This is a genomic window from Celeribacter persicus, assembly GCF_003050785.1.
In the GTDB taxonomy this organism is placed as follows: domain Bacteria; phylum Pseudomonadota; class Alphaproteobacteria; order Rhodobacterales; family Rhodobacteraceae; genus Celeribacter; species Celeribacter persicus.
Genome location: NZ_QAOH01000004.1, coordinates 95,597 through 113,727 on the forward strand (window position 1 = coordinate 95,597; position 18,131 = coordinate 113,727).

Sequence of the window (18,131 nt, forward strand, 5' to 3'; positions counted from 1 at the left end):
CGTTCATGGCCGATTACCCCACGAGTTTCACCAAGGAAGACCTGCTCAAATGTGCGGCGGGCGAACTCTTTGGACCGGGCAATGCACAGCTCCCGGCCCCGCCGATGCTGATGATGGACCGGATCACCGAAATCTCCGGTGATGGCGGGCTGCATGGCAAAGGGCATGTGGTGGCGGAATTCGACATCACCCCCGATCTGTGGTTCTTCGAATGCCACTTCCCCGGCAACCCGATCATGCCCGGCTGCCTCGGTCTCGATGGGTTGTGGCAGCTCACCGGCTTCAACCTCGGCTGGCGCGGCTGGCAGGGGCGCGGCTATGCGCTCGGCGTCGGCGAGGTAAAGCTCACCGGCATGGTGCGCCCGGACCGCAAAATGCTGACCTACAAGGTCGATTTCAAGAAAGCCGTGCAGAGCCGCCGCCTCACCATGGGCGTGGCCGACGGGATCGTCGAAGCCGACGGCGAAGTGATCTATCAGGTCACCGATATGAAAGTCGCGCTGAGCGAGAGCTAATCGGCCGAAAACTGATCTTTCGGACAGATCGAAAATAGTTAAGAGAAGGAACAGGCCATGCGTCGCGTCGTCGTCACCGGACTGGGGATCGTCTCCTCCATCGGGAACACTGCCGAAGAGGTGCTTGCCTCGCTCAAAACCGGCAAATCCGGCATCAGTGCTAATGAGGACATGAAGGAATACGGCTTTCGCTCGCAGGTGGCCGGCTCCATCGACATCGACATCAAGGAACATGTCGACAAGCGCGCCCTGCGGTTCATGGGACCGGGGGCAGCCTATGCCTATATCGCCATGAAACAGGCGATTGCCGATTCCGGTCTCGAACAAGACGAGGTTGTGAACCCGCGCACCGGTCTTATCGCGGGCTCCGGGGGTCCTTCCACCTCCGCCATGCTGACCGCGCATCAGTCGGTTCTCAACACCAAATCCACCAAGCGGGTCGGGCCATTCGCGGTGCCGAAATGCATGGGCTCCACCATCTCGGCAAACCTCGCGACCGCCTATCAGATCAAAGGGATCAACTATTCGATCACCTCGGCTTGTTCGACCTCGCTCCATTGTATCGGCAATGCAGCTGAGCAGATCATGATGGGCAAGCAGGACGTGATGTTTGCGGGTGGCGGCGAGGAGCTGGACTGGACCCTGTCCTGCCTGTTCGACGCCATGGGCGCGATGTCGTCCAAATATAACGATACCCCCGAGAAAGCATCGCGCGCCTTTGACGCCAACCGTGACGGTTTCGTCATCTCCGGCGGCGGGGCCATCCTCGTGCTCGAAGAGCTGGAACACGCCAAGGCGCGCGGCGCAAAGATTTATGCCGAGGTGACCGGTTTTGCCGCCACTTCCGACGGGGCCGACATGGTTGCCCCTTCCGGCGAAGGCGGGGAACGCGCGATGCGTCTGGCGCTCTCAACCCTGTCCGAAGACCGCAAGGTCGGCTATATCAACGCGCATGGCACCTCGACGCCCGTCGGCGATGTCGGCGAGGTCGAAGCCGTGCGGCGCGTGTTTGGCGAAGGCTATACGCCACTGATTTCTTCGACGAAATCCATGACCGGCCACTCCCAAGGCGCAACCGGTGCGCAAGAGGCGGTCTATTGCCTGCTGGCGCTGGAACACGACTTCATCATCCCCTCGATCAACGTCGAAACCCTCGACCCGGCGATCCGCGACAGTGAAATCGCCACGAAACTGATCGAGAACGCGGGGCTCGATACGGTGATGACCAACTCGTTTGGCTTCGGCGGCACCAACGGTTCGATGCTGCTTTCCAAATATCTCGGATAACAGGACAGGGTACGGAACCTATGGCTGATCTTCTCAAAGGCAAACGCGGGCTCGTGATGGGCGTCGCCAATGAGCGCTCCATCGCATGGGGTATCGCGAAAGCCTGTGCCGACGAGGGCGCCGAACTGGCCTTCACCTATCAGGGCGAGGCCTTCGGCAAACGTCTGCAACCGCTGGCGGAAAGTGTCGGCTCCGACACGATGGTCGACGTGGACGTGACCAACCCCGAGCAGATGGACGCGGCCTTCGCAAGCCTCAAGGACAAATGGGGCAGCCTCGATTTCGTGGTCCACGCCATTGCCTATTCGGACAAATCCGAACTGACCGGGCGCTTTCGCGACACCACGGTGGAGAATTTCAAGAACTCCATGCATATCTCGTGTTTCAGCTTCATCGACGTCGGCCGCCGCGCCGCCGAACTGATGCCGAACGGAGGCTCGCTGATCACCCTGACCTTCCAAGGCTCGCAGACAGTGATCCCGAATTACAACGTCATGGGGGTGGCGAAAGCCGCGCTTGAGACCTCGGTCAAATATCTCGCCAACGACCTCGGGCCCCAGAAAATCCGTGTCAACGCGATCTCTCCCGGCCCGATGAAAACGCTCGCGGGCTCCGCCATCGGTGGCGCACGCCGGACGTTCAAACATGCGGAAAACAACGCCCCTCTGCGCGAGAACGCCACGCTGGACGCGATCGGCGGCACGGCAGTCTATCTCAATTCCGATGGTGGCGCTTACACCACGGGCGAGATCATCCACGTCGATGGCGGCTATCATATCATCGGCATGCCGCAGTTAGAAAATCTCTGATACCTCGGACATTCGGGACCTCAGATCAGACAAACCCCGCTCCGGCGGGGTTTTCTTTTGAGTATTTGTGGCAGCAAAGCAAACGTCATGACGCCACGTCCCGCGTGCGCAATAGCAAAGCTGATGTAGCCTCACCCTCAGGGAGAGAGCCATGTACGATTATATCATCATCGGTGCGGGCTCGGCGGGGTGCGTTCTTGCGAACCGGCTGTCGGGGGATGCGAAGAAACGGGTCTGTCTGATTGAGGCGGGTGGCGAGGACCGTTCGCCCTTCATCCATATCCCCTTGGGACTGGCGGTTCTGGCGCGGCTCAAGGCGGTGAACTGGAATCACCATACCGCATCTGGAGCCACGTTGAACGGACGTCGGCTGTTCTGGCCCCGCGGGCGGGTGCTGGGCGGATCGTCTTCGATCAATGCGATGATCTACATGCGCGGTCATCCGGAGGATTACCACGGTTGGGCACGCGCGGCGGGAGAGATGTGGGATTGGCCAAGGGCGCTTGAGCTGTTCAGACGGCTGGAAAACAATGCCCAACTTGCGGATGCGTTCCACGGCACAAAAGGCCCTCTGTCCGTTTCCGATCTGCGCAGCCCCAATCCGCTCTCACGCGCCTTTGTGCAGGCCGGGGTGGAGGCCGGTTTCAGTTTGCAGCGCGATTTCAACGGGGCGGATCAGGAGGGTGTCGGCCTCTATCAGGTCACCCAGAAAAACGGCAAGCGCCATTCGACCGCCCGCGCCTTTCTCGATCCGGTGCGGCATCGGGGCAATCTCGACATCCTGACCGGCGCGCAAGGCACCCGCGTGCTGTTCGACGGACGTCAGGCCAGAGGCGTGGCTTTGCGCGATCGCGAGATCGCGCTCAATCCCGGCGGCGAAGTGATCCTGTCGGGCGGTGCGATCAATTCGCCGCAGATTTTGATGCTGTCGGGCATTGGACCCGGCGCAATACTGCGAAAGTATGGAATCGAGGTGTTGCACGATTTGCCGGAGGTCGGGCGCAATCTGGCCGACCATCTCGACATCACGGTGATGAGTGCGGCCTCGGATCGTCAGCCCATCGGCATAGCCCCCTCCTACCTGCCCCGCGCACTCAAAGCCGCATGGCAGTTTGCCCGTCACAGACAGGGCGAACTGACCTCCAATGTCGCCGAGGCGGGAGGGTTCGTGCGCTCGGATACCACACGCGAGCGCCCCAACCTGCAATTCCATTTCATCCCGGCTTACCTCCGCGATCACGGGCGAAAGACCACATTCGGCTATGGCATGACACTGCATGTCTGCGATCTTTTACCGAAATCGCGCGGCACGATTACGTTGGCCTCCCCCGATCCCGTTGCGCATCCAAGGATCGAGGCAAACTATCTCGGCGTGCCCGACGATGTCGACACGCTTCTTGCGGGGCTGAAGATCGCGCGCCGGGTGATGCAATCCCCTGCCCTGTCCCGTCACGTCAAACGCGAGGTATTTCCAGGACCTGCGGTGCAGAGCGACGCGGCGCTGATCGACGACATCCGGGCGCGGGCCGAGACGATCTATCACCCGGTCGGCACCTGCCGCATGGGGTTGGATGCCGGATCGGTTGTGGACCCGGAGGGGCGGGTGCGCGGGGTCAGCGGACTTCGCGTGGTCGATGCGTCAATCATGCCGGAGATCATCGCGGGCAACACCAATGCGCCGACCATGATGATTGCGGAGAATATCACGGACCATATGGGCGCGCCCTCAAGAGATGTCTGACGACGATCTGTGATCAGTGACAGCCGCCCGACCCGCATCCGTCACAGTCCTCACAGGCGCGTGCCCGGCGCTTCATCTCGGAGAATTTCGTGTCCCACGCCTCGCCATCGCCAAATTCGAGGAAATGCTGATACTGATCGTGCCGGTCCGGCAAGGCGCGCGCGTGCTTGATCGGGCACCAGTAATATTCGGTGCGCCCCGCCACTTCGCGCACATAGGCCAGAAGCCCGTTGCAATAGCCGCAATAAACGCAGTTCAGCTTCTGCATGAAGTTGAGATAGGTGAGCTTGTGGCGATCCACGGCGATGTATGCCTTGCGATCGACCTTGGGCAGGCCATAAACCGGGAAACAGATCGCCTGATAAACCGTGACGAACAGATCCATCAGCGCGAAAGGGATGATCAGGCTGTAGATCACCGGCGCCGTCACGATTTCCCAAGGCTTGGCGCGCCGCAGGAAGACCGACCAGCGCACCTTGAGCCGACGTCCGCGACGCCGTGCCTCTTCCTCGAAAACCACACGACCATTGGCCAAATGATACTGGAATTTTTTGCGCGCCTCGACCGCCTCCTGTTCGAGCTGCGTCTGCAATTCGCGCAGGCTCTCCCGCAGTTTTTCCACCGTGCCGTTCATCGAACTCTCCAGTTTCTGTATGCCCCGTTTCGACAAGGTAAGGCGTTTTGCCGAAAAAACGCAAAACAACCTTTGCCGAGCGACCGCTTCCCGAAGATGTGTTGCAGCGCAACGTCGGGCCTGTGGGGTTTCGGGTTGGCGCTATGCGCGGTTCTTGAAGCGCCAGCTTTCTTTCCCGGTTTCGACGATCGGAGCAAGCCGCAGGCGCGGTGCGTAAGCCGGTCGAGCAACGCGGTTGTCATTTTGCGTCACCAAACACGCTGGGCCATTCGCCGAATGGCCTGATTGATTGTGACGATGATTTCTCCTGCTGGCTATTTCAAAATCTATCTCGCCCGCGAGCCGGTCGATTTCCGCAAGGAAATGGACGGGCTGGCCGCCATTGTGATGTCTGAATTCGAACTGGATCCCTTCTCCGGCGCGATATTCGTCTTTCGCTCGAAACGTGCGGATCGTCTCAAGCCCATCGTCTGGGACGGCACTGGTCTGGTGATGGCGTACAAACGCATCGAGGGCCGGGGCTTTGTCTGGCCGAATGTTCGAAATGGTGTTGTCAGCCTCAGCAAAGCGCAATTCGAGGCTCTGTTCGAAGGCATCGACTGGAAACGCGTCACGACACGGCACGACAGGCGCCCTGTGGCCGCCTCTGATGTTTCTGGACCCAAATTGCCCATCGAAGGAGATCGACCATAACAAAGTTCGAAGATGATACGCCGACCGGCGGTAACGCATCTGAGGAACAGAATTCATCACTCGAAGACCGCATGCTGGCAAGAGGGAAAACGGCAGGAACCGAGGCTTCTGGCCATATGACGGAAGCGGAGTTCAAGGCATTTATGGACGAAATCTGGGGGGAAGAGGCTCACGAAAGAGTTCTGGAAATGACTGGTTTTACGGTGCGTAACATCCCACACGAAATTTTACTTAGGCTCGAAATGGTGGCAGAAAACCGGGAAATGACGGTGGAAGAATTCGCGCGCGAGATCATTTGCAATGCGGTCCCAACATCGAAGTCGGCAAAATTCATCGAGATTACCGAGAAGCAATTTCGGGAGAACATCGACGCGCTCATGGCCGCATATGACCAAGAGCCGATTGCTATCATTGATGACAAGGGGCAACGTTTCGTTTTGAACCCCGTGGAGGTATACAGTTTAGCTGAGGTGCCGAAATTCGAGGATTGACCGGATTGCCATCTTCAGTTCAGGCAGACCTGATAGCTCAGGACATAGTTGAAAGTTGATTATGACGCTTGAACGCGGTGTGGAAGGCGTGGTTTCAAAGCGGTAATTGGAAACGCGTTACTATACGGTTCTATAGACGCTCTTTGAGGAAACTGACATTTCAAGGACGACACCGCCCGTCAAAAGGGGAGCAGCATGGCTAAACCTTGAATGACGGACCGATGCCTTATTTTGAGGTGCCCTTAGATTAGTAGACGCCTCCTTCCCTAATTTTGAGGCAAGGAGGCCGAGGTCCGGCGGCTGAAGAAGGAGCTGGCCTGTGTCACCGAGGAGCGTGACATCCCAAAGTCAGGAGGATCAGGGAAGGCCCCTGTGGGGCGTTTCCCCGACGAACGCGGCGGCGTACTTTGCGAAGGATGCAAAGTGAAGTACGCCTTCATCGCAGCCAATCAGGAACAGTTCAAAACAAGGCCGATGTGCCGGATTCTTGGTGTCCAGCCGAGCGATCTCTATGCTTGGATCAAGGCACCGTTTAGCCTGCGTGCGCTCGAAGATGCACGACAGACGGCATTGGTCAAGCGGGCCAGGAACGACAGCGGCAAGGTCTATGGTTATCGCAAGATCCATGACGATCTGATCGAGATGGGGGAGGCCGTTTGCGAGAATCGTGTTGCGGGACTGGCTCCTGTAGCAGGTAGGAAACTAGGAGCACCTCATTCTTCCGGGTCGGCTTGGAAGAGGTCGAGGAAGCTGTGAAACACCTAAAGCGTTTCGGCTTTAACCTGAGACATAGCCGGCAGCCTTGAAGTAGTTGCAGCACTCTATTGGGTCGTAGAGATCGCAGATTGCTCCGATTGCCTCGAAGACCTCAGTGAAGGTTCGGGCTCCGATCCTGCGCAGGTGCGCTTTCAGCTTCGAGAAGGCTTGTTCGATGGGGTTCAGGTCCGGCGAGTACGGCGGCAGGTAGAGGAACCAGCAGCCATGGTCACGCAAGGTCTGTGTTGCCTCCTTGTTGCGGTGGGTCGCCAGGTTATCGAGGATGACGACGGTGCCGGGGGCGATCTCGGGGACCAATACTTCGCGGATGTAGGCAGCAAAGGCCGGGCCGTCCATCGCGCCCTTGATGACCCATGGAGCGATCAGGGCATCTTGTGTCAGGCCCGCGATCAGGGTTTGGGTTCCCCAACTGCCGAACGGCGCATCCATCGTCAGGCGCTCGCCTCGTTTTGCTCTTCCACGCAGGCGGGTCAGATTGGTCTTCACTGCGGTTTCATCAATGAAGACAACGAGATCCGGCAAGGCCGCAATGGCGGGAAGCCGATGTTTGAACCAGTCAGCCCGCTGCTGCCTTACCTTGGCGCGACGGCGCTCGGTGGCAACCAGCCTTCGTCGGGGAAACGCCCCACTGGGGCCTTTCCTGGTCCTCCTCAGTTATTTGTACGTGAACCCCAGCCGGGACAGCAGGTTGGCGATGGAAGAGTGGTGCACCCGTACCCCCTCTGCCTCGGCCAACGCATCGCGCAACTCGAAGAGCGTGATGTCGGGATCTTGTGCGATCAGTTCCTCAAGGAACTCCCGATACGGAGCCAGCTTACCTTTGCCGCGCGGCGGTCCTTGAGGGTCAGGTTTCGCATGGCCTTTGGTTCTCACCTGATGCGCCCAACGCGCGCCTGTCGCTGGCGAGAGCTTCAGGCGCAACGCCGCCGCACGCCCACTTAACCCTTCTTCAATCAATCTCTGAAACCGGCTTCTGAGTGCCAATGGCAAAGGTGCTGACATGATCCATCCTCCCAAACAGGATGAATCACATCTGGACCTTCATGGGAATCCCAAACGATTCAGGTTCAGGCCGAAACGCTCTAAGCCCCGTCCGCCAGCCTTTTCTCAGACCGTGAAGCGCAGGAATGCGCATAAAATCCTCGCCCGCTACAAAAAGGCGTTAAAGGACCTTGCAAGACCATCAGACGAATTGCCCGAAACGATATGATCGTAAACGCTGCTATTAGTGCAACTCACTTCGCCCGCCCAACAACCCCCAGCACACACGGCGCTCAATGACCGATCTGACACGACAATCCCCCGACGCCAAGGCAGGACCGCCGGGCAGATCCAGACCGCTTACAATTGCGAGCGGCTCAACAGATAGGACAGAGGCACAATGGTCACTGTCGCGGCGCGGTTGCCGAGTGACCATTCTGCGAGCGCCTGTAACGTCTCAGCACGCGAGCGGCCCAGAAGCACCACCGTCTTGCCCGTGCCCGCCTGAAACGCCGCTTGGTCCAGAAAGCGTTTGATCGCGGCCACATCCTGCCCCTGCCCGTCGAGGTCACGGAACACCAGGGCAGCGGGAGCTTTCGCGCGTTGCGCCTCCTGCTCCAGCGCGTTCAACCCGCGCGGGAAGGTCACAAGACCACGCCCGCTGTCCTGCGCCGTGGCAACAACCTGGGCTGCGACCTGACGCGAGGTCTGGAAGCTTCCCCAAGGCACATCCAGAAAGCCGATGGAAACCGGGACAAGCGCGGCGGCCTGCGAAAGCGTCACGGCGACATCCTGCGGCGTGGCGCCTTCGGGCAGACCGACCATGGCCATCACCTCAAGCCCCTTGTCACGATAGGCCATGGCACGATCCCCGGCACGGGCAGCAAGCGCATCGACGGCGAAAGTCACCGGGAAGGGCAGGTTTGCAAGTTGCGGATCATCAGGCCCCAACTCGGCGATGTCCATCAGCACCACACTCATCACCGGCCCCGGCGGGGTGGCGGTGTAATTGGCGGAATAGGCCAGAAGCGCGGGAAGGTCCTCGGCCACCACGACCGGCGCTGTCTCATCCGGGGTCGGTGCAGAGATCGACGGCAGACGGGAAGAGATGCGACTGTCTTCGCGGTCGGTGAAACTGCCGGCTTTCTGGCCGGGCATCGCCTCAGCCGAGGGCCCTTCTTCAAGCGTGGCCTCCGGGGCGGCTTCCATGTCTGCGCTGTCGAACGTGATCTCCGGCGTGGAGGCTTCGGGAGCGACCTCCGGCGTTTCCGGCGCGGGAGGTGCAACATCCGCCCCCTCCGGCAACGTGGCAGCTCCCGGCAGCGCCTCTTCGGCTGAAGGCAGACTGTCAGGCGTCGCGGCTTCAGGTGCCATGGCTTGCGGCGGAGCCAGGACCGGGCTGCTCTCGGGCGCAATCACCTCCCCCATTTCCTCAGGTACAGGAGTCTCAAGCCCCTCGGGCTGCACGATCTCCGGGGCCTCTGCGGCCTCTTCGGAAACCTGCGGACTGGCCTCCGCGATATCTGGCGACTGCATCTCCGGCTCAGCCCCGGAGCGATGCGGCTCGGCGGCGGGCGCATCCGGTGTTACTGCAACCCCGACGCTCTCCGGGCCAGCCTCCGGCGCCTGAGGCGTGTCTTCCACGACAGCGGGCGCAGGCACGGGCGTCAGGCTGATCGGGGCGGCAATCTCATTGGCCAGCGTCAGGATGCCGAATCCCACGATCGTGCCCCAGATCAGCCCCGTCAGAACTCCCCGCCCCATTGCGCACTCCTTGCCTGTTGCACGCCGCCTTTGCGGCCCTTTTCCACCGCGCGAAAGCCAAGGCATCCCCTTGACCCTCTGCGGCCCTTGTGAACATGTATAACCCGGCTTAAGGGCGGGATCATCCCCCTTTGAGCGCCTTGCCGGTTCCTGCGCAAATCACCGCGCCGACCGGCCTTATTTTCCAGCGTTTCAAGACGCGTAAAGGACTGCGACCATGCTGCTTCTGATCGATAACTACGACAGTTTCACCTACAATCTCGTACATTACATCGGCGAGATCGGGTGGCAAGCCAAGGTCGTGCGCAACGATGCGCTGAACGTGCAGGAGGCCATGGCGCTGCACCCCACCGGCATCGTTTTGTCCCCCGGCCCTTGTACGCCGAAAGAGGCAGGCATCTGCGTGCCGCTGATCCACGCCGCCGCCGAGGCGAGAATCCCGCTCTTCGGTGTCTGTCTCGGTCATCAGGCCATCGGCGAGGCTTTTGGCGGCGACGTGGTGCGCTGCCACGAGATCGTGCATGGCAAGATGGGCGAAATTTTCCATGAGGGCAAAGGCGTTTTCGCCGGTCTGCCCTCTCCGCTTCAGGGCACCCGCTATCACTCACTGATCGTGGATCGTGCCACCCTGCCCGATTGTCTCGAAGTCACGGCGGAACTGAAAGACGGCACGATCATGGGGCTGCGCCACAAGGAACTGCCCATCGAAGGGGTGCAATTCCACCCCGAGAGCATCCGGTCGGAACACGGCCACGAGATGTTCCGCAATTTCCTGAACCAATTGAAAGAGGACGAACCGGCATGAGCGATGCGATGAAACCCCTGATTTTCGCGGCATCCGAGGGACCTCTGAGCCGGGCACAGGCCGAGGCCGCGTTCGAGCTTCTGTTCAACGGCGAGGCGACACCCGCGCAAATGGGCGGGCTTCTCATGGCGCTGCGGGCACGCGGCGAGGCCGTGTCGGAATATGCCGCCGCCGCCAAGGTCATGCGCGATCACTGTGTCCATGTGTCGGCCCCCGAGGGTGCGATCGACATCGTCGGCACCGGCGGTGACGGGCTTGGCACGCTCAACATCTCCACCGCTGCGGCTTTTGTCGTTGCGGGCGCTGGCGTCCCCGTCGCCAAGCACGGCAACCGCAACCTCAGCTCCAAATCCGGCTCCGCCGACGCCATGTCCGTCAACGGCATCAACGTCATGGTCGGCAAGGATGTGGTCGAAGAGGCGATCAACGAAATCGGCATCGGCTTTATGATGGCCCCTATGCACCACCCGGCGATGAAATACGTGGGGCCGGTACGGGTCGAGCTTGGCTGCAAGACGATCTTCAACATCCTCGGCCCGCTGACCAACCCGGCGGGCGTCAAGCGCCAACTCACCGGCGCCTTCGCCCCCGACCTGATCTGGCCGATGGCGGAAACGCTCCAGATGCTCGGCTCCGAGAAAGCCTGGCTGGTCTACGGCCATGACGGCATGGACGAAGTGTCGATCACCGGTGCAACCTCTGTGGCGGCGCTTGATAACGGCAAGATCAGCTCGATGGAAATCCACCCCGAAGACGCAGGCCTTCCGATCCACCCGCTGCGCGATATCCTTGGCGGCACGCCAGAAGAAAACGGCAAGGCGATGATGGACCTGCTGAACGGCGCGACCGGAGCGTATCGCGACGCGGTTCTGATGAACTCCGCCGCCGCGCTCGTGGTGGCCGACAAGGCCGCAAATCTCAAGGAAGGCGTCGAGATCGCTGTCGAGAGCATCGCCTCCGGCGAAGCGCTCAAACGGCTGCAAGCGCTGGCGGAACTGACCTCCCGGCACTGAAACCTTCGGGTTTTCTGATGGCCCAAATACTCACGGCGCGCCCTCCAAAAACGCGCCGTTTTCAGTTTGCGCGTCGTTCGCAGGTGCGCTCCATGGCTTGTGCCTTGAACGCGACGGCCAATCCATGCGCCGCAATCACATTGTCGAAGAGGTGATGCATCGGCGCCCTGTCATCCCCCTGCAGCGAAGACATCGAAACACGCAGTCTCCCCTGCGACACGCCATTCTCCGTGCAATAGTCAAAGATATATTCCATGACACAGGTGTCTGTCGTACAGGCCACGCGTTTGACGGCGTCCTCAGGGTTTTCAGGCAGGCCCAGAGGCTTCACAATCCCGGCGACGTTCCAGAGATATTCTTTTTCAAGCGACGACTGCCCCATGGCCTGCGACGCCCCTTTGCGAAAGGTCTCCATCTCCCAAAGATTCTGCCCGAGGCCTGTCAAACGGTACACAGGCGGCAAGGGGCCATCCAACAAACCTCCCCCTGTGAGGAGTCCCAGCCCCACAATCGTCTCCGTACGCCAAAGCCCGCCAGAAAAGGCATAAACATCCGGTTGCCCGAGTTGTCGCTGCCAGTTCACCGTCATATCCAACCCATCTACGACGTTTCGACAGGCCTCTATCCCCACCTGACCCGCAGACAAGGCCTCAAGCGGGGCCTCCAGGCAGGGCAATAGGGCGTCAAAGCGGCTTTGCAAATCATCTTGAGAGAGATTGAAAGGCAGCATGGAATTTTCCCGCGCAAAAGATGGCGGCTTTTGCGTAATATCCGTGGCAAAGGGCAACTCCGCTGCCCGATTGTAATCGCGATTGAGATCATAGAGGAGATAAAGGGTCGGCAACTGCCCCCCGAGCACGATCCCAAAACCGATCAACAGAGGGTATTTGGCAAAACGCCATATTTTTGCAAGAAATGTCATTTGGGTCCATCACTGAAGCAGATGACATCTTTCTCGCCCAAGGCAGGTGTGAAAACAAGTTTTCCATCATTTTGAGACGAAAAAGGGGGCCCTGAAGCCCCCCTTCCCTGTTCAAATCGAACATGCCCTATTTCGTGATGATCTCCGGCCCCATCAGTGTCGTGGGCAGGTAGGTCGATATCCATGGCACATAGGTAACGAGGATCAGGAAGACGAAGAGGATCGCGAGGAACGGCAGGGCTGCGCGCACCACGGACATCATCGGCATCCCCGCGACGCCCGAGGTCACGAAGAGGTTGAGACCCACCGGTGGCGTGATCATGCCGATTTCCATGTTCACCACCATGATGATACCGAGATGGATCGGGTCCACGCCCAACTCAATAGCGATCGGGAACACCAGCGGCGCGACAATCACGATGAGGCCCGAGGGTTCCATGAACTGCCCGCCGATCAGCAGGATGATGTTGACCATCACGAGGAACATGATCTTGCCGAAGCCCGCCGAGAGCATGGCCTCTGCGATCTGCTGCGGGATTTGTTCGTCGGTCAGCACATGTTTCAGGATCAGCGCGTTGGCGATGATGAACATGAGCATGATCGTCAGCTTGCCCGCATCGAACAGCGTGTGGCGTGTGTCCTTGTGGAAGAAGGCGGTGATCAGCGCCTGCGGTTTCGCGAACAGGGATTTCGGCCCGGTGCCGTCACGATCCGCCAGCGGCCCCATGTCGCGATAGACGAAGGAGGCGACGAGGAAGGCGTAGATGGAGGCCACGGCGGCAGCCTCGGTCGGCGTAAAGATCGCGCCGGTGATGCCCGGAATGCCGTAGATGCCGACCATGATGATGACGATGAGCATCAGCCCCCAGAAGGCGTCACGGAACGCACTGCCGATCTCGCTCCAGCCGGCCCATTCGCCCTTTGGCAGGTTCTTGATCCGCGCGATGACATAGATCGCCAGCATCAGCATGGTGCCCGCGAGAATACCCGGAATAACGCCAGCAAGGAACATCCGACCGACGGAGACGTCGGTGGCGGAGGCGTAGACCACCATCACAATGGAGGGCGGGATCAGGATACCCAGAGTGCCCGCGTTGGCGATGACACCGGCGGCGAAATCCTTGGTATAACCCATCTGGCGCATCGCCGCGATGACGATGGAGCCGATGGCGACGACGGTCGCCGGGGAAGAACCGGAGAGAGCGGCAAAGATCATGCAGGCAAACACGCCTGCAATCGCCAGACCGCCATGGAAATGGCCCACACAGGCGATGGCGAACCGCACGATGCGCTTGGCCACCCCGCCCGTCGACATGAAGGAGGAGGCGAGAATGAAGAAGGGGATGGCCAGAAGCGTGTAGTGACCGGCCATGGCCTGATAGAGCGACTGCGCCACCGACGCGAGCGAGGTGTCGGAGAACACCAGCAGGAAGATCATGGAAGACAGGCCGAGAGAGACCGCGATCGGCACACCGATCAGCAAAAGGCCCACGACCATGGCGAAAAGAAGCACGACGTCCATTGGTGTTATTCCTCGTATTCGCCGTGCGCCACGCGCTCGACTTCGTCTTCGGCCTCGTGGGACACAATCAGGCTCATCTGTTTGCCCGTCACGATGCGGATCGTCGCCTGCACCACGCGCAGAAGGATCAGCGCCGCCGAGAAGGGGATGATGAAATAGGGGATCACGCGCGGCAGCTTGTCATAGGTGTCGCCATAGTTGATCGCATCTTCGAGCCAACGGAAGATGCCGAGCATCGGCACCTGATCGGTGACGTAGAATGCCCGGTCACGCACGTTCTCGGTAAAGCCTAGCGGGAACCAGCGGCCTTCGGTCGGCTGCAACGCCGCGAAAGGCGCCCAATAGTCCCAGGCACCCTTCATCAACAGCACGGCATAGGCGATACAGGCCAGCGCCGAAAGCACCGCCATGAGCCGCTGCCCCCGCGTTGGCAGCACGTTGATCAGGGCATCCACGCCCAGATGCGAGGTTTTCTTGAACCCGTAGGAAATCCCCAGAAGCACGAGCCAGGCGAAGAGGATCAGAACCACTTCGAGACCCCAGATCAGGGAATGGTTGAAAACGTAACGCAGCACCACGTTGACGAAGGTGATGAGCGTCATCACGCCGAGGATCGCGGCGATGACGTTTTCTTCGAGCGCATCGAAGAATTTGGCCACCGCCGTTCTCGGCAGGTTGTCCTGATATTGTGTCATGGAGATTGACCCCTATTGTCCCTCATTCCGGCCCGCGGTCCGGGTCCGGACACATCCGCACAGCCCGCGGATGCAAGCCGAGCCCCGTCTGTGACGGGGCTCGGATGTTACCAAGCCTGGCTCAGTTCTGTTCGTTGATTTCCTGCGCGAGCGCGATGTTGTCCTTGCCCACGCCGTCCTCGAACTGCGACCAGACCGGAAGCATCGCATCGACCCAGGCCTGACGCTCTTCCGGGGTCAGTTCGCGTACTTCAGAGCCCGCCGCGATGATCGCCGCACGGCTTTCTTCCTCGATCTGCTCGACGGCGGCGTTGCGCTCGACGGTCACCTCATGAAGGATGGTGGCAAGCTGATCGCGAATTTCGGGATCGAGCCCGTCCCACCAGTCCACGGAGGTCACGACGAGATAGTCGAGCACGCCATGGTTGGTTGCGGTGATACCGTCCTGCACCTCGAAGAATTTCTGGCCATAGGTGTTGGACCAGGTGTTTTCCTGACCGTCCACAACGCCGGTTTGCAGCGCGCCGTAGACCTCGGAGAAGGCCATCGGCTGCGGCGAAGCGTCGAGCGCTTTCATCTGGGCGACGAGCACGTCGGAGGGCATCACGCGGAACTTGAGACCCGCAGCGTCTTCCGGCGCCATGAGCGGCTTGTTGGCGGAGAACTGTTTCAGGCCGGAATGCCAGAATTCAAGCCCCTTGAGACCGCGGCGTTCCATGGAGGATTTCATTTCCTGACCGGCGTCGGAGTTCTGGAACGCATCGACGGCGCGCATGTTCTTGAACATGAAGGGCAGATCGAAAATGCCGAAGACCTTGGTGAAGGCTTCGAATTTCGACAGCGAGGGCGCGGCCATCTGCACATCGCCCTGAAGCATGGCTTCAAGCACCTGATCGTCATTGTAGAGCGTGGAGTTCGGATAGACCTCGACGCAGACCTTGCCGTCCATCTCGTTGTTGACGCGATCGGCAAAGAGCTGGGCCGCGATGCCTTTGGGGTGTTTGTCGGCATTGGTGACGTGGCTAAACTTGATCACCATTTCGCCATCGTCACAGCCAGCAGAAGCAAAGGCAGTGGTGGCGGTCACGGAAAGCGCGAGGGCGGTGGCGGCGGTTGCCAGGAATTTCATGTCTGTCCTCCCATCATGAAATCATATGTCGATACGGGTGAGAGGGCGGATTTCGCCTGTCTCACTCTAGGGGAGAGGAAACAAATCCACCCACAGTCCGACAAGCATTCCTGCGCGAAAGATGAAACTTTCTTGAAAGTTGTTCTTTTTCATATGGTTACACGGGATCAAAAACGCATAACGGCCATGCGCCAAACGCATGTGTGCGATTTACCGCACGCAAGAAAATTACGGATGTGCGAAAAACCACACACACCGGTCATTATCGACTCGATCCGTTTACGCTGATGCCCCCACAGCGACAGTTTAAAAGTAAAGCGTACTTGACACCACCTCGCATCAAACCCTATGTAAAACATACTTTACACTTCGTTCCTGACAGCGGCTCCAGTTGAGAAAGGTCAACCCATGCAATCCTTCGTACGGCGCAGATGGTTTCGTTTCCTCCTCGTCGGGTTCGGCCCCTATGCCGTCCTCCTGTATCTTGCCAATATCATCTCCGTGCATCTGCCGCAGGACAGCGGATGGCAAATCGCCCTTATCTCCCTGCCCGTACTCGGACTGCTTTGTGCGCTTTGGGCCATCATGAAACATGTCTCGGACTACGACGAATTCCAACGAAAGCAGACCTCTGACGCCATTATCTTTGCCTTCGCCGCAACCGCACTGACAACGCTCACATGGGGTTTTCTGGAGGATGCCGGATTGCCGGACCTCCCCACCTTCGCGATCTGGCCGATGATGGGGACGTTCTGGATCATGGGGGGCGTCATTGTCTGGTTGCGCGACCGATGAAAAACCACCTGAAAACGCTCCGCGCGGAGATGGGCCTGAGCCAGCAGGCGCTTGCCAGCCGGGCCGATGTGTCCCGCCAGACCATCATCGCGATCGAGAAGGGCAAATACGATCCTTCCCTGCCGCTCGCCTTCAAATTGGCGAGCATCTTCGGCAGGCCAATCGAAGAGATCTTCAGCCCTGAAGACGCCGACACATGACATCGCGCCCAACATTCGAACGATCAAGGGGAGCGTATCCGGGCAAAATGCCCGAATACGCAGAGCGGCGCACTCAATGCCGCGCGTTGATCTCCTGCGCGGCGGCAATGTTCTCCGCCCCGACTTCGTCCTCAAACAGGGTCCAGACCGGCTTCATCGCATCGACCCAGGCCGCGCGCTGTTCCTCGGTCAGTTCGCGCACCACGCCACCGGCGTCGAGGATGCCCTGTTTCGCCTCCATGTTGACCCGCTCGGACTCGCCGTTGCGCGCCTGGGTCACCTCATGCAGGATGGTCGCGAATTGCGTGCGCACATCGTCGGGCAGGCTCTCCCACCAGTCCACAGAGGTTACCACCATATAATCCAGAAGCAGGTGGTTGGTCTCCGTCACCCCGTCCTGTACCTCGAAGAATTTCTGGCCGTAGATGTTGGAATAGGTGTTCTGCTGGCCGTCCACCACACCGGTCTGCAACGCGCCGTACACTTCGGGGAAGGCCATCGGCTGCGGGTTGGCCTTGAGCGCTTTCATCTGTTCGATGATCACCTCGGCGGGCTGCACCCGCATCTTGAGACCCTCAAGGTCGGACGGCCAGAGAACCGGCCGGTCCGCCGTGATCTGTTTCAGCCCGTTGTGCCAGAACTCAAGCCCCAGAAGCCCGCGCCGCACCATGCCCTCTTTCATCGCCTGCCCGGTTTCCGAACTCTGGAACTCGTCCACCGCCTCGATGTTCTTGAACATGAAAGGCAGATCGAAGATGCGGAACTGTTTCGTGAAGGTCTCGAATTTGGACAGGCTGGGCGCGGCCAGTTGCACATCGCCCTGAAGCATCGCCTCAAGCACCTGATCGTCATTGTAAAGCGTGGCGTTCGGATAAATCTCCATGCAGGCTTTGCCATCCATCTCGGTGTTCACCCGCTCCATCAGAAGATTGGCCGCGATGCCCTTCGGATGTTTGTCGGTGTTGACGATATGGCTGAACTTGATGACGATCTCGCCCGGATCGCAGGCCGCAAATGCCGTTCCGGCAGACGAAATAAGGGCGCTGGCAGCCAGCGCGCAGGTCAGAAACTTCATGATATACCTCCCAAGGTCCCCCGGGTCATTCTTTCACCCGGCTCCTAGCTCAACAGACAAGTTGCCGTAGCGTGAGGCAATGTTACCCAAGGTATCGGGTCATGCTTTTGCAGAATGCGAAAACAAAAGTACCAGTGCAAAACTGTCAGTAGTGATAACGCAACTGGGCGATATGAAGCGCCTGCGCCGCCCCCGTGCCGCTCACCCGGTAGACCTGCCGGTCCTCCCGGTTGATCCGCCGCGACCACCAGCCCTTGAAAGGATGGCGCTAACATTCCTTGAT

Annotated in this window: 17 protein-coding genes and 3 pseudogenes; 11 read left to right on the plus strand and 9 right to left on the minus strand. The window is 59.7% G+C overall.

Annotated features, from left to right (window positions below; translation table 11 throughout):
* Positions 1-5 precede the first annotated feature (5 nt).
* From fabA to C8N42_RS06775, 4 genes are all read left to right on the plus strand, one after another.
* On the plus strand, positions 6-515 hold the full coding sequence (gene fabA / locus C8N42_RS06760; protein ID WP_066706315.1) for a bifunctional 3-hydroxydecanoyl-ACP dehydratase/trans-2-decenoyl-ACP isomerase: 510 nt from the start codon (positions 6-8) through the stop codon (positions 513-515).
* 57 nt (positions 516-572) lie between these two features.
* Positions 573-1,802 carry a beta-ketoacyl-ACP synthase I gene (gene fabB / locus C8N42_RS06765; RefSeq protein ID WP_107815787.1) on the plus strand — a complete coding sequence of 410 codons (1,230 nt, stop codon included), beginning with the start codon at positions 573-575 and terminating at the stop codon, positions 1,800-1,802.
* Positions 1,803-1,822: 20 nt separating this feature from the next.
* Positions 1,823-2,611 carry an enoyl-ACP reductase FabI gene (locus C8N42_RS06770; protein WP_107815788.1) on the plus strand — a complete coding sequence of 263 codons (789 nt, stop codon included), beginning with the start codon at positions 1,823-1,825 and terminating at the stop codon, positions 2,609-2,611.
* 151 nt (positions 2,612-2,762) lie between these two features.
* The gene (locus C8N42_RS06775; RefSeq protein WP_107815789.1) at positions 2,763-4,352 is read left to right on the plus strand and encodes a GMC family oxidoreductase; all 1,590 of its coding nucleotides are present in this window, start codon (positions 2,763-2,765) and stop codon (positions 4,350-4,352) included.
* A 13-nt stretch (positions 4,353-4,365) separates the two neighbouring features.
* On the opposite strand, the gene C8N42_RS06780 is transcribed toward C8N42_RS06775, so the two are convergent.
* The gene (locus tag C8N42_RS06780; protein ID WP_107815790.1) at positions 4,366-4,986 is read right to left on the minus strand and encodes a hypothetical protein; all 621 of its coding nucleotides are present in this window, start codon (positions 4,984-4,986) and stop codon (positions 4,366-4,368) included.
* 297 nt (positions 4,987-5,283) lie between these two features.
* On the opposite strand from C8N42_RS06780, the gene tnpB reads away from it, so the two are divergent.
* The 3 genes and pseudogenes from tnpB to C8N42_RS06795 all read left to right on the plus strand — a co-directional run.
* Positions 5,284-5,679, plus strand: coding sequence for an IS66 family insertion sequence element accessory protein TnpB (gene tnpB / locus C8N42_RS06785; RefSeq protein WP_107816012.1), 396 nt, complete (start codon positions 5,284-5,286; stop codon positions 5,677-5,679).
* Between the two features lie 71 nt (positions 5,680-5,750).
* The gene (locus tag C8N42_RS06790; protein ID WP_107815791.1) at positions 5,751-6,170 is read left to right on the plus strand and encodes a hypothetical protein; all 420 of its coding nucleotides are present in this window, start codon (positions 5,751-5,753) and stop codon (positions 6,168-6,170) included.
* Between the two features lie 282 nt (positions 6,171-6,452).
* Positions 6,453-6,866: pseudogene (locus C8N42_RS06795) on the plus strand (IS3 family transposase); the annotation flags it as partial.
* A gap of 81 nt (positions 6,867-6,947) precedes the next feature.
* Here the strand turns inward: C8N42_RS06795 and C8N42_RS06800 are convergent.
* A pseudogene (locus C8N42_RS06800) lies at positions 6,948-7,949 on the minus strand (IS630 family transposase).
* 339 nt (positions 7,950-8,288) lie between these two features.
* Positions 8,289-9,692 (minus strand): divergent polysaccharide deacetylase family protein, encoded by a 1,404-nt coding sequence (locus tag C8N42_RS06805; protein ID WP_170109234.1) that lies wholly within the window; start codon positions 9,690-9,692, stop codon positions 8,289-8,291.
* Between the two features lie 217 nt (positions 9,693-9,909).
* On the opposite strand from C8N42_RS06805, the gene C8N42_RS06810 reads away from it, so the two are divergent.
* Positions 9,910-10,497 (plus strand): anthranilate synthase component II, encoded by a 588-nt coding sequence (locus tag C8N42_RS06810; RefSeq protein WP_107815794.1) that lies wholly within the window; start codon positions 9,910-9,912, stop codon positions 10,495-10,497.
* Positions 10,494-11,510, plus strand: coding sequence for an anthranilate phosphoribosyltransferase (gene trpD / locus C8N42_RS06815; protein ID WP_107815795.1), 1,017 nt, complete (start codon positions 10,494-10,496; stop codon positions 11,508-11,510). The genes C8N42_RS06810 and trpD overlap by 4 nt, the downstream gene beginning before the upstream one ends.
* 61 nt (positions 11,511-11,571) lie before the next feature.
* Here trpD and C8N42_RS06820 read toward each other — a convergent pair whose 3' ends face one another.
* The 4 genes from C8N42_RS06820 to C8N42_RS06835 all read right to left on the minus strand — a co-directional run bounded on the left by C8N42_RS06820 (position 11,572) and on the right by C8N42_RS06835 (position 15,778).
* Entirely contained in the window at positions 11,572-12,432 is an 861-nt protein-coding gene (locus tag C8N42_RS06820; protein WP_107815796.1) for a hypothetical protein, read from the minus strand.
* 127 nt (positions 12,433-12,559) lie between these two features.
* A complete protein-coding gene (locus C8N42_RS06825) occupies positions 12,560-13,954 on the minus strand; it encodes a TRAP transporter large permease (protein WP_107815797.1) in 1,395 nt (464 codons plus the stop codon).
* A 5-nt stretch (positions 13,955-13,959) separates the two neighbouring features.
* The gene (locus C8N42_RS06830; RefSeq protein WP_107815798.1) at positions 13,960-14,649 is read right to left on the minus strand and encodes a TRAP transporter small permease; all 690 of its coding nucleotides are present in this window, start codon (positions 14,647-14,649) and stop codon (positions 13,960-13,962) included.
* 121 nt (positions 14,650-14,770) lie between these two features.
* A complete protein-coding gene (locus C8N42_RS06835) occupies positions 14,771-15,778 on the minus strand; it encodes a TRAP transporter substrate-binding protein (RefSeq protein ID WP_107815799.1) in 1,008 nt (335 codons plus the stop codon).
* 408 nt (positions 15,779-16,186) lie between these two features.
* On the opposite strand from C8N42_RS06835, the gene C8N42_RS06840 reads away from it, so the two are divergent.
* Positions 16,187-16,573, plus strand: coding sequence for a hypothetical protein (locus C8N42_RS06840; protein ID WP_107815800.1), 387 nt, complete (start codon positions 16,187-16,189; stop codon positions 16,571-16,573).
* Positions 16,570-16,773 (plus strand): helix-turn-helix transcriptional regulator, encoded by a 204-nt coding sequence (locus C8N42_RS06845; protein ID WP_107815801.1) that lies wholly within the window; start codon positions 16,570-16,572, stop codon positions 16,771-16,773. The genes C8N42_RS06840 and C8N42_RS06845 overlap by 4 nt, the downstream gene beginning before the upstream one ends.
* Before the next feature lie 73 nt (positions 16,774-16,846).
* On the opposite strand, the gene C8N42_RS06850 is transcribed toward C8N42_RS06845, so the two are convergent.
* Positions 16,847-17,848, minus strand: coding sequence for a DctP family TRAP transporter solute-binding subunit (locus C8N42_RS06850; protein WP_107815802.1), 1,002 nt, complete (start codon positions 17,846-17,848; stop codon positions 16,847-16,849).
* Positions 17,849-17,993: 145 nt separating this feature from the next.
* Positions 17,994-18,095: pseudogene (locus C8N42_RS21840) on the minus strand (type II toxin-antitoxin system YoeB family toxin); the annotation flags it as partial.
* Positions 18,096-18,131: the final 36 nt, after the last annotated feature.

Excerpts from the sequence above, each read along its gene's own strand:
- fabA (WP_066706315.1), top strand. The coding sequence starts at position 6 with ATGGCCGATTACCCCACGAGTTTCACCAAGGAAGACCTGCTCAAATGT.
- C8N42_RS06780 (WP_107815790.1), bottom strand. The coding sequence starts at position 4,986 with ATGAACGGCACGGTGGAAAAACTGCGGGAGAGCCTGCGCGAATTGCAG.
- tnpB (WP_107816012.1), top strand. The coding sequence starts at position 5,284 with ATGATTTCTCCTGCTGGCTATTTCAAAATCTATCTCGCCCGCGAGCCG.
- C8N42_RS06805 (WP_170109234.1), bottom strand. The coding sequence starts at position 9,692 with ATGGGGCGGGGAGTTCTGACGGGGCTGATCTGGGGCACGATCGTGGGA.
- C8N42_RS06775 (WP_107815789.1), top strand. The coding sequence starts at position 2,763 with ATGTACGATTATATCATCATCGGTGCGGGCTCGGCGGGGTGCGTTCTT.
- C8N42_RS06810 (WP_107815794.1), top strand. The coding sequence starts at position 9,910 with ATGCTGCTTCTGATCGATAACTACGACAGTTTCACCTACAATCTCGTA.
- fabB (WP_107815787.1), top strand. The coding sequence starts at position 573 with ATGCGTCGCGTCGTCGTCACCGGACTGGGGATCGTCTCCTCCATCGGG.
- C8N42_RS06835 (WP_107815799.1), bottom strand. The coding sequence starts at position 15,778 with ATGAAATTCCTGGCAACCGCCGCCACCGCCCTCGCGCTTTCCGTGACC.
- C8N42_RS06790 (WP_107815791.1), top strand. The coding sequence starts at position 5,751 with ATGCTGGCAAGAGGGAAAACGGCAGGAACCGAGGCTTCTGGCCATATG.
- C8N42_RS06770 (WP_107815788.1), top strand. The coding sequence starts at position 1,823 with ATGGCTGATCTTCTCAAAGGCAAACGCGGGCTCGTGATGGGCGTCGCC.
- C8N42_RS06830 (WP_107815798.1), bottom strand. The coding sequence starts at position 14,649 with ATGACACAATATCAGGACAACCTGCCGAGAACGGCGGTGGCCAAATTC.
- C8N42_RS06820 (WP_107815796.1), bottom strand. The coding sequence starts at position 12,432 with ATGACATTTCTTGCAAAAATATGGCGTTTTGCCAAATACCCTCTGTTG.
- C8N42_RS06840 (WP_107815800.1), top strand. The coding sequence starts at position 16,187 with ATGCAATCCTTCGTACGGCGCAGATGGTTTCGTTTCCTCCTCGTCGGG.
- trpD (WP_107815795.1), top strand. The coding sequence starts at position 10,494 with ATGAGCGATGCGATGAAACCCCTGATTTTCGCGGCATCCGAGGGACCT.
- C8N42_RS06850 (WP_107815802.1), bottom strand. The coding sequence starts at position 17,848 with ATGAAGTTTCTGACCTGCGCGCTGGCTGCCAGCGCCCTTATTTCGTCT.
- C8N42_RS06845 (WP_107815801.1), top strand. The coding sequence starts at position 16,570 with ATGAAAAACCACCTGAAAACGCTCCGCGCGGAGATGGGCCTGAGCCAG.
- C8N42_RS06825 (WP_107815797.1), bottom strand. The coding sequence starts at position 13,954 with ATGGACGTCGTGCTTCTTTTCGCCATGGTCGTGGGCCTTTTGCTGATC.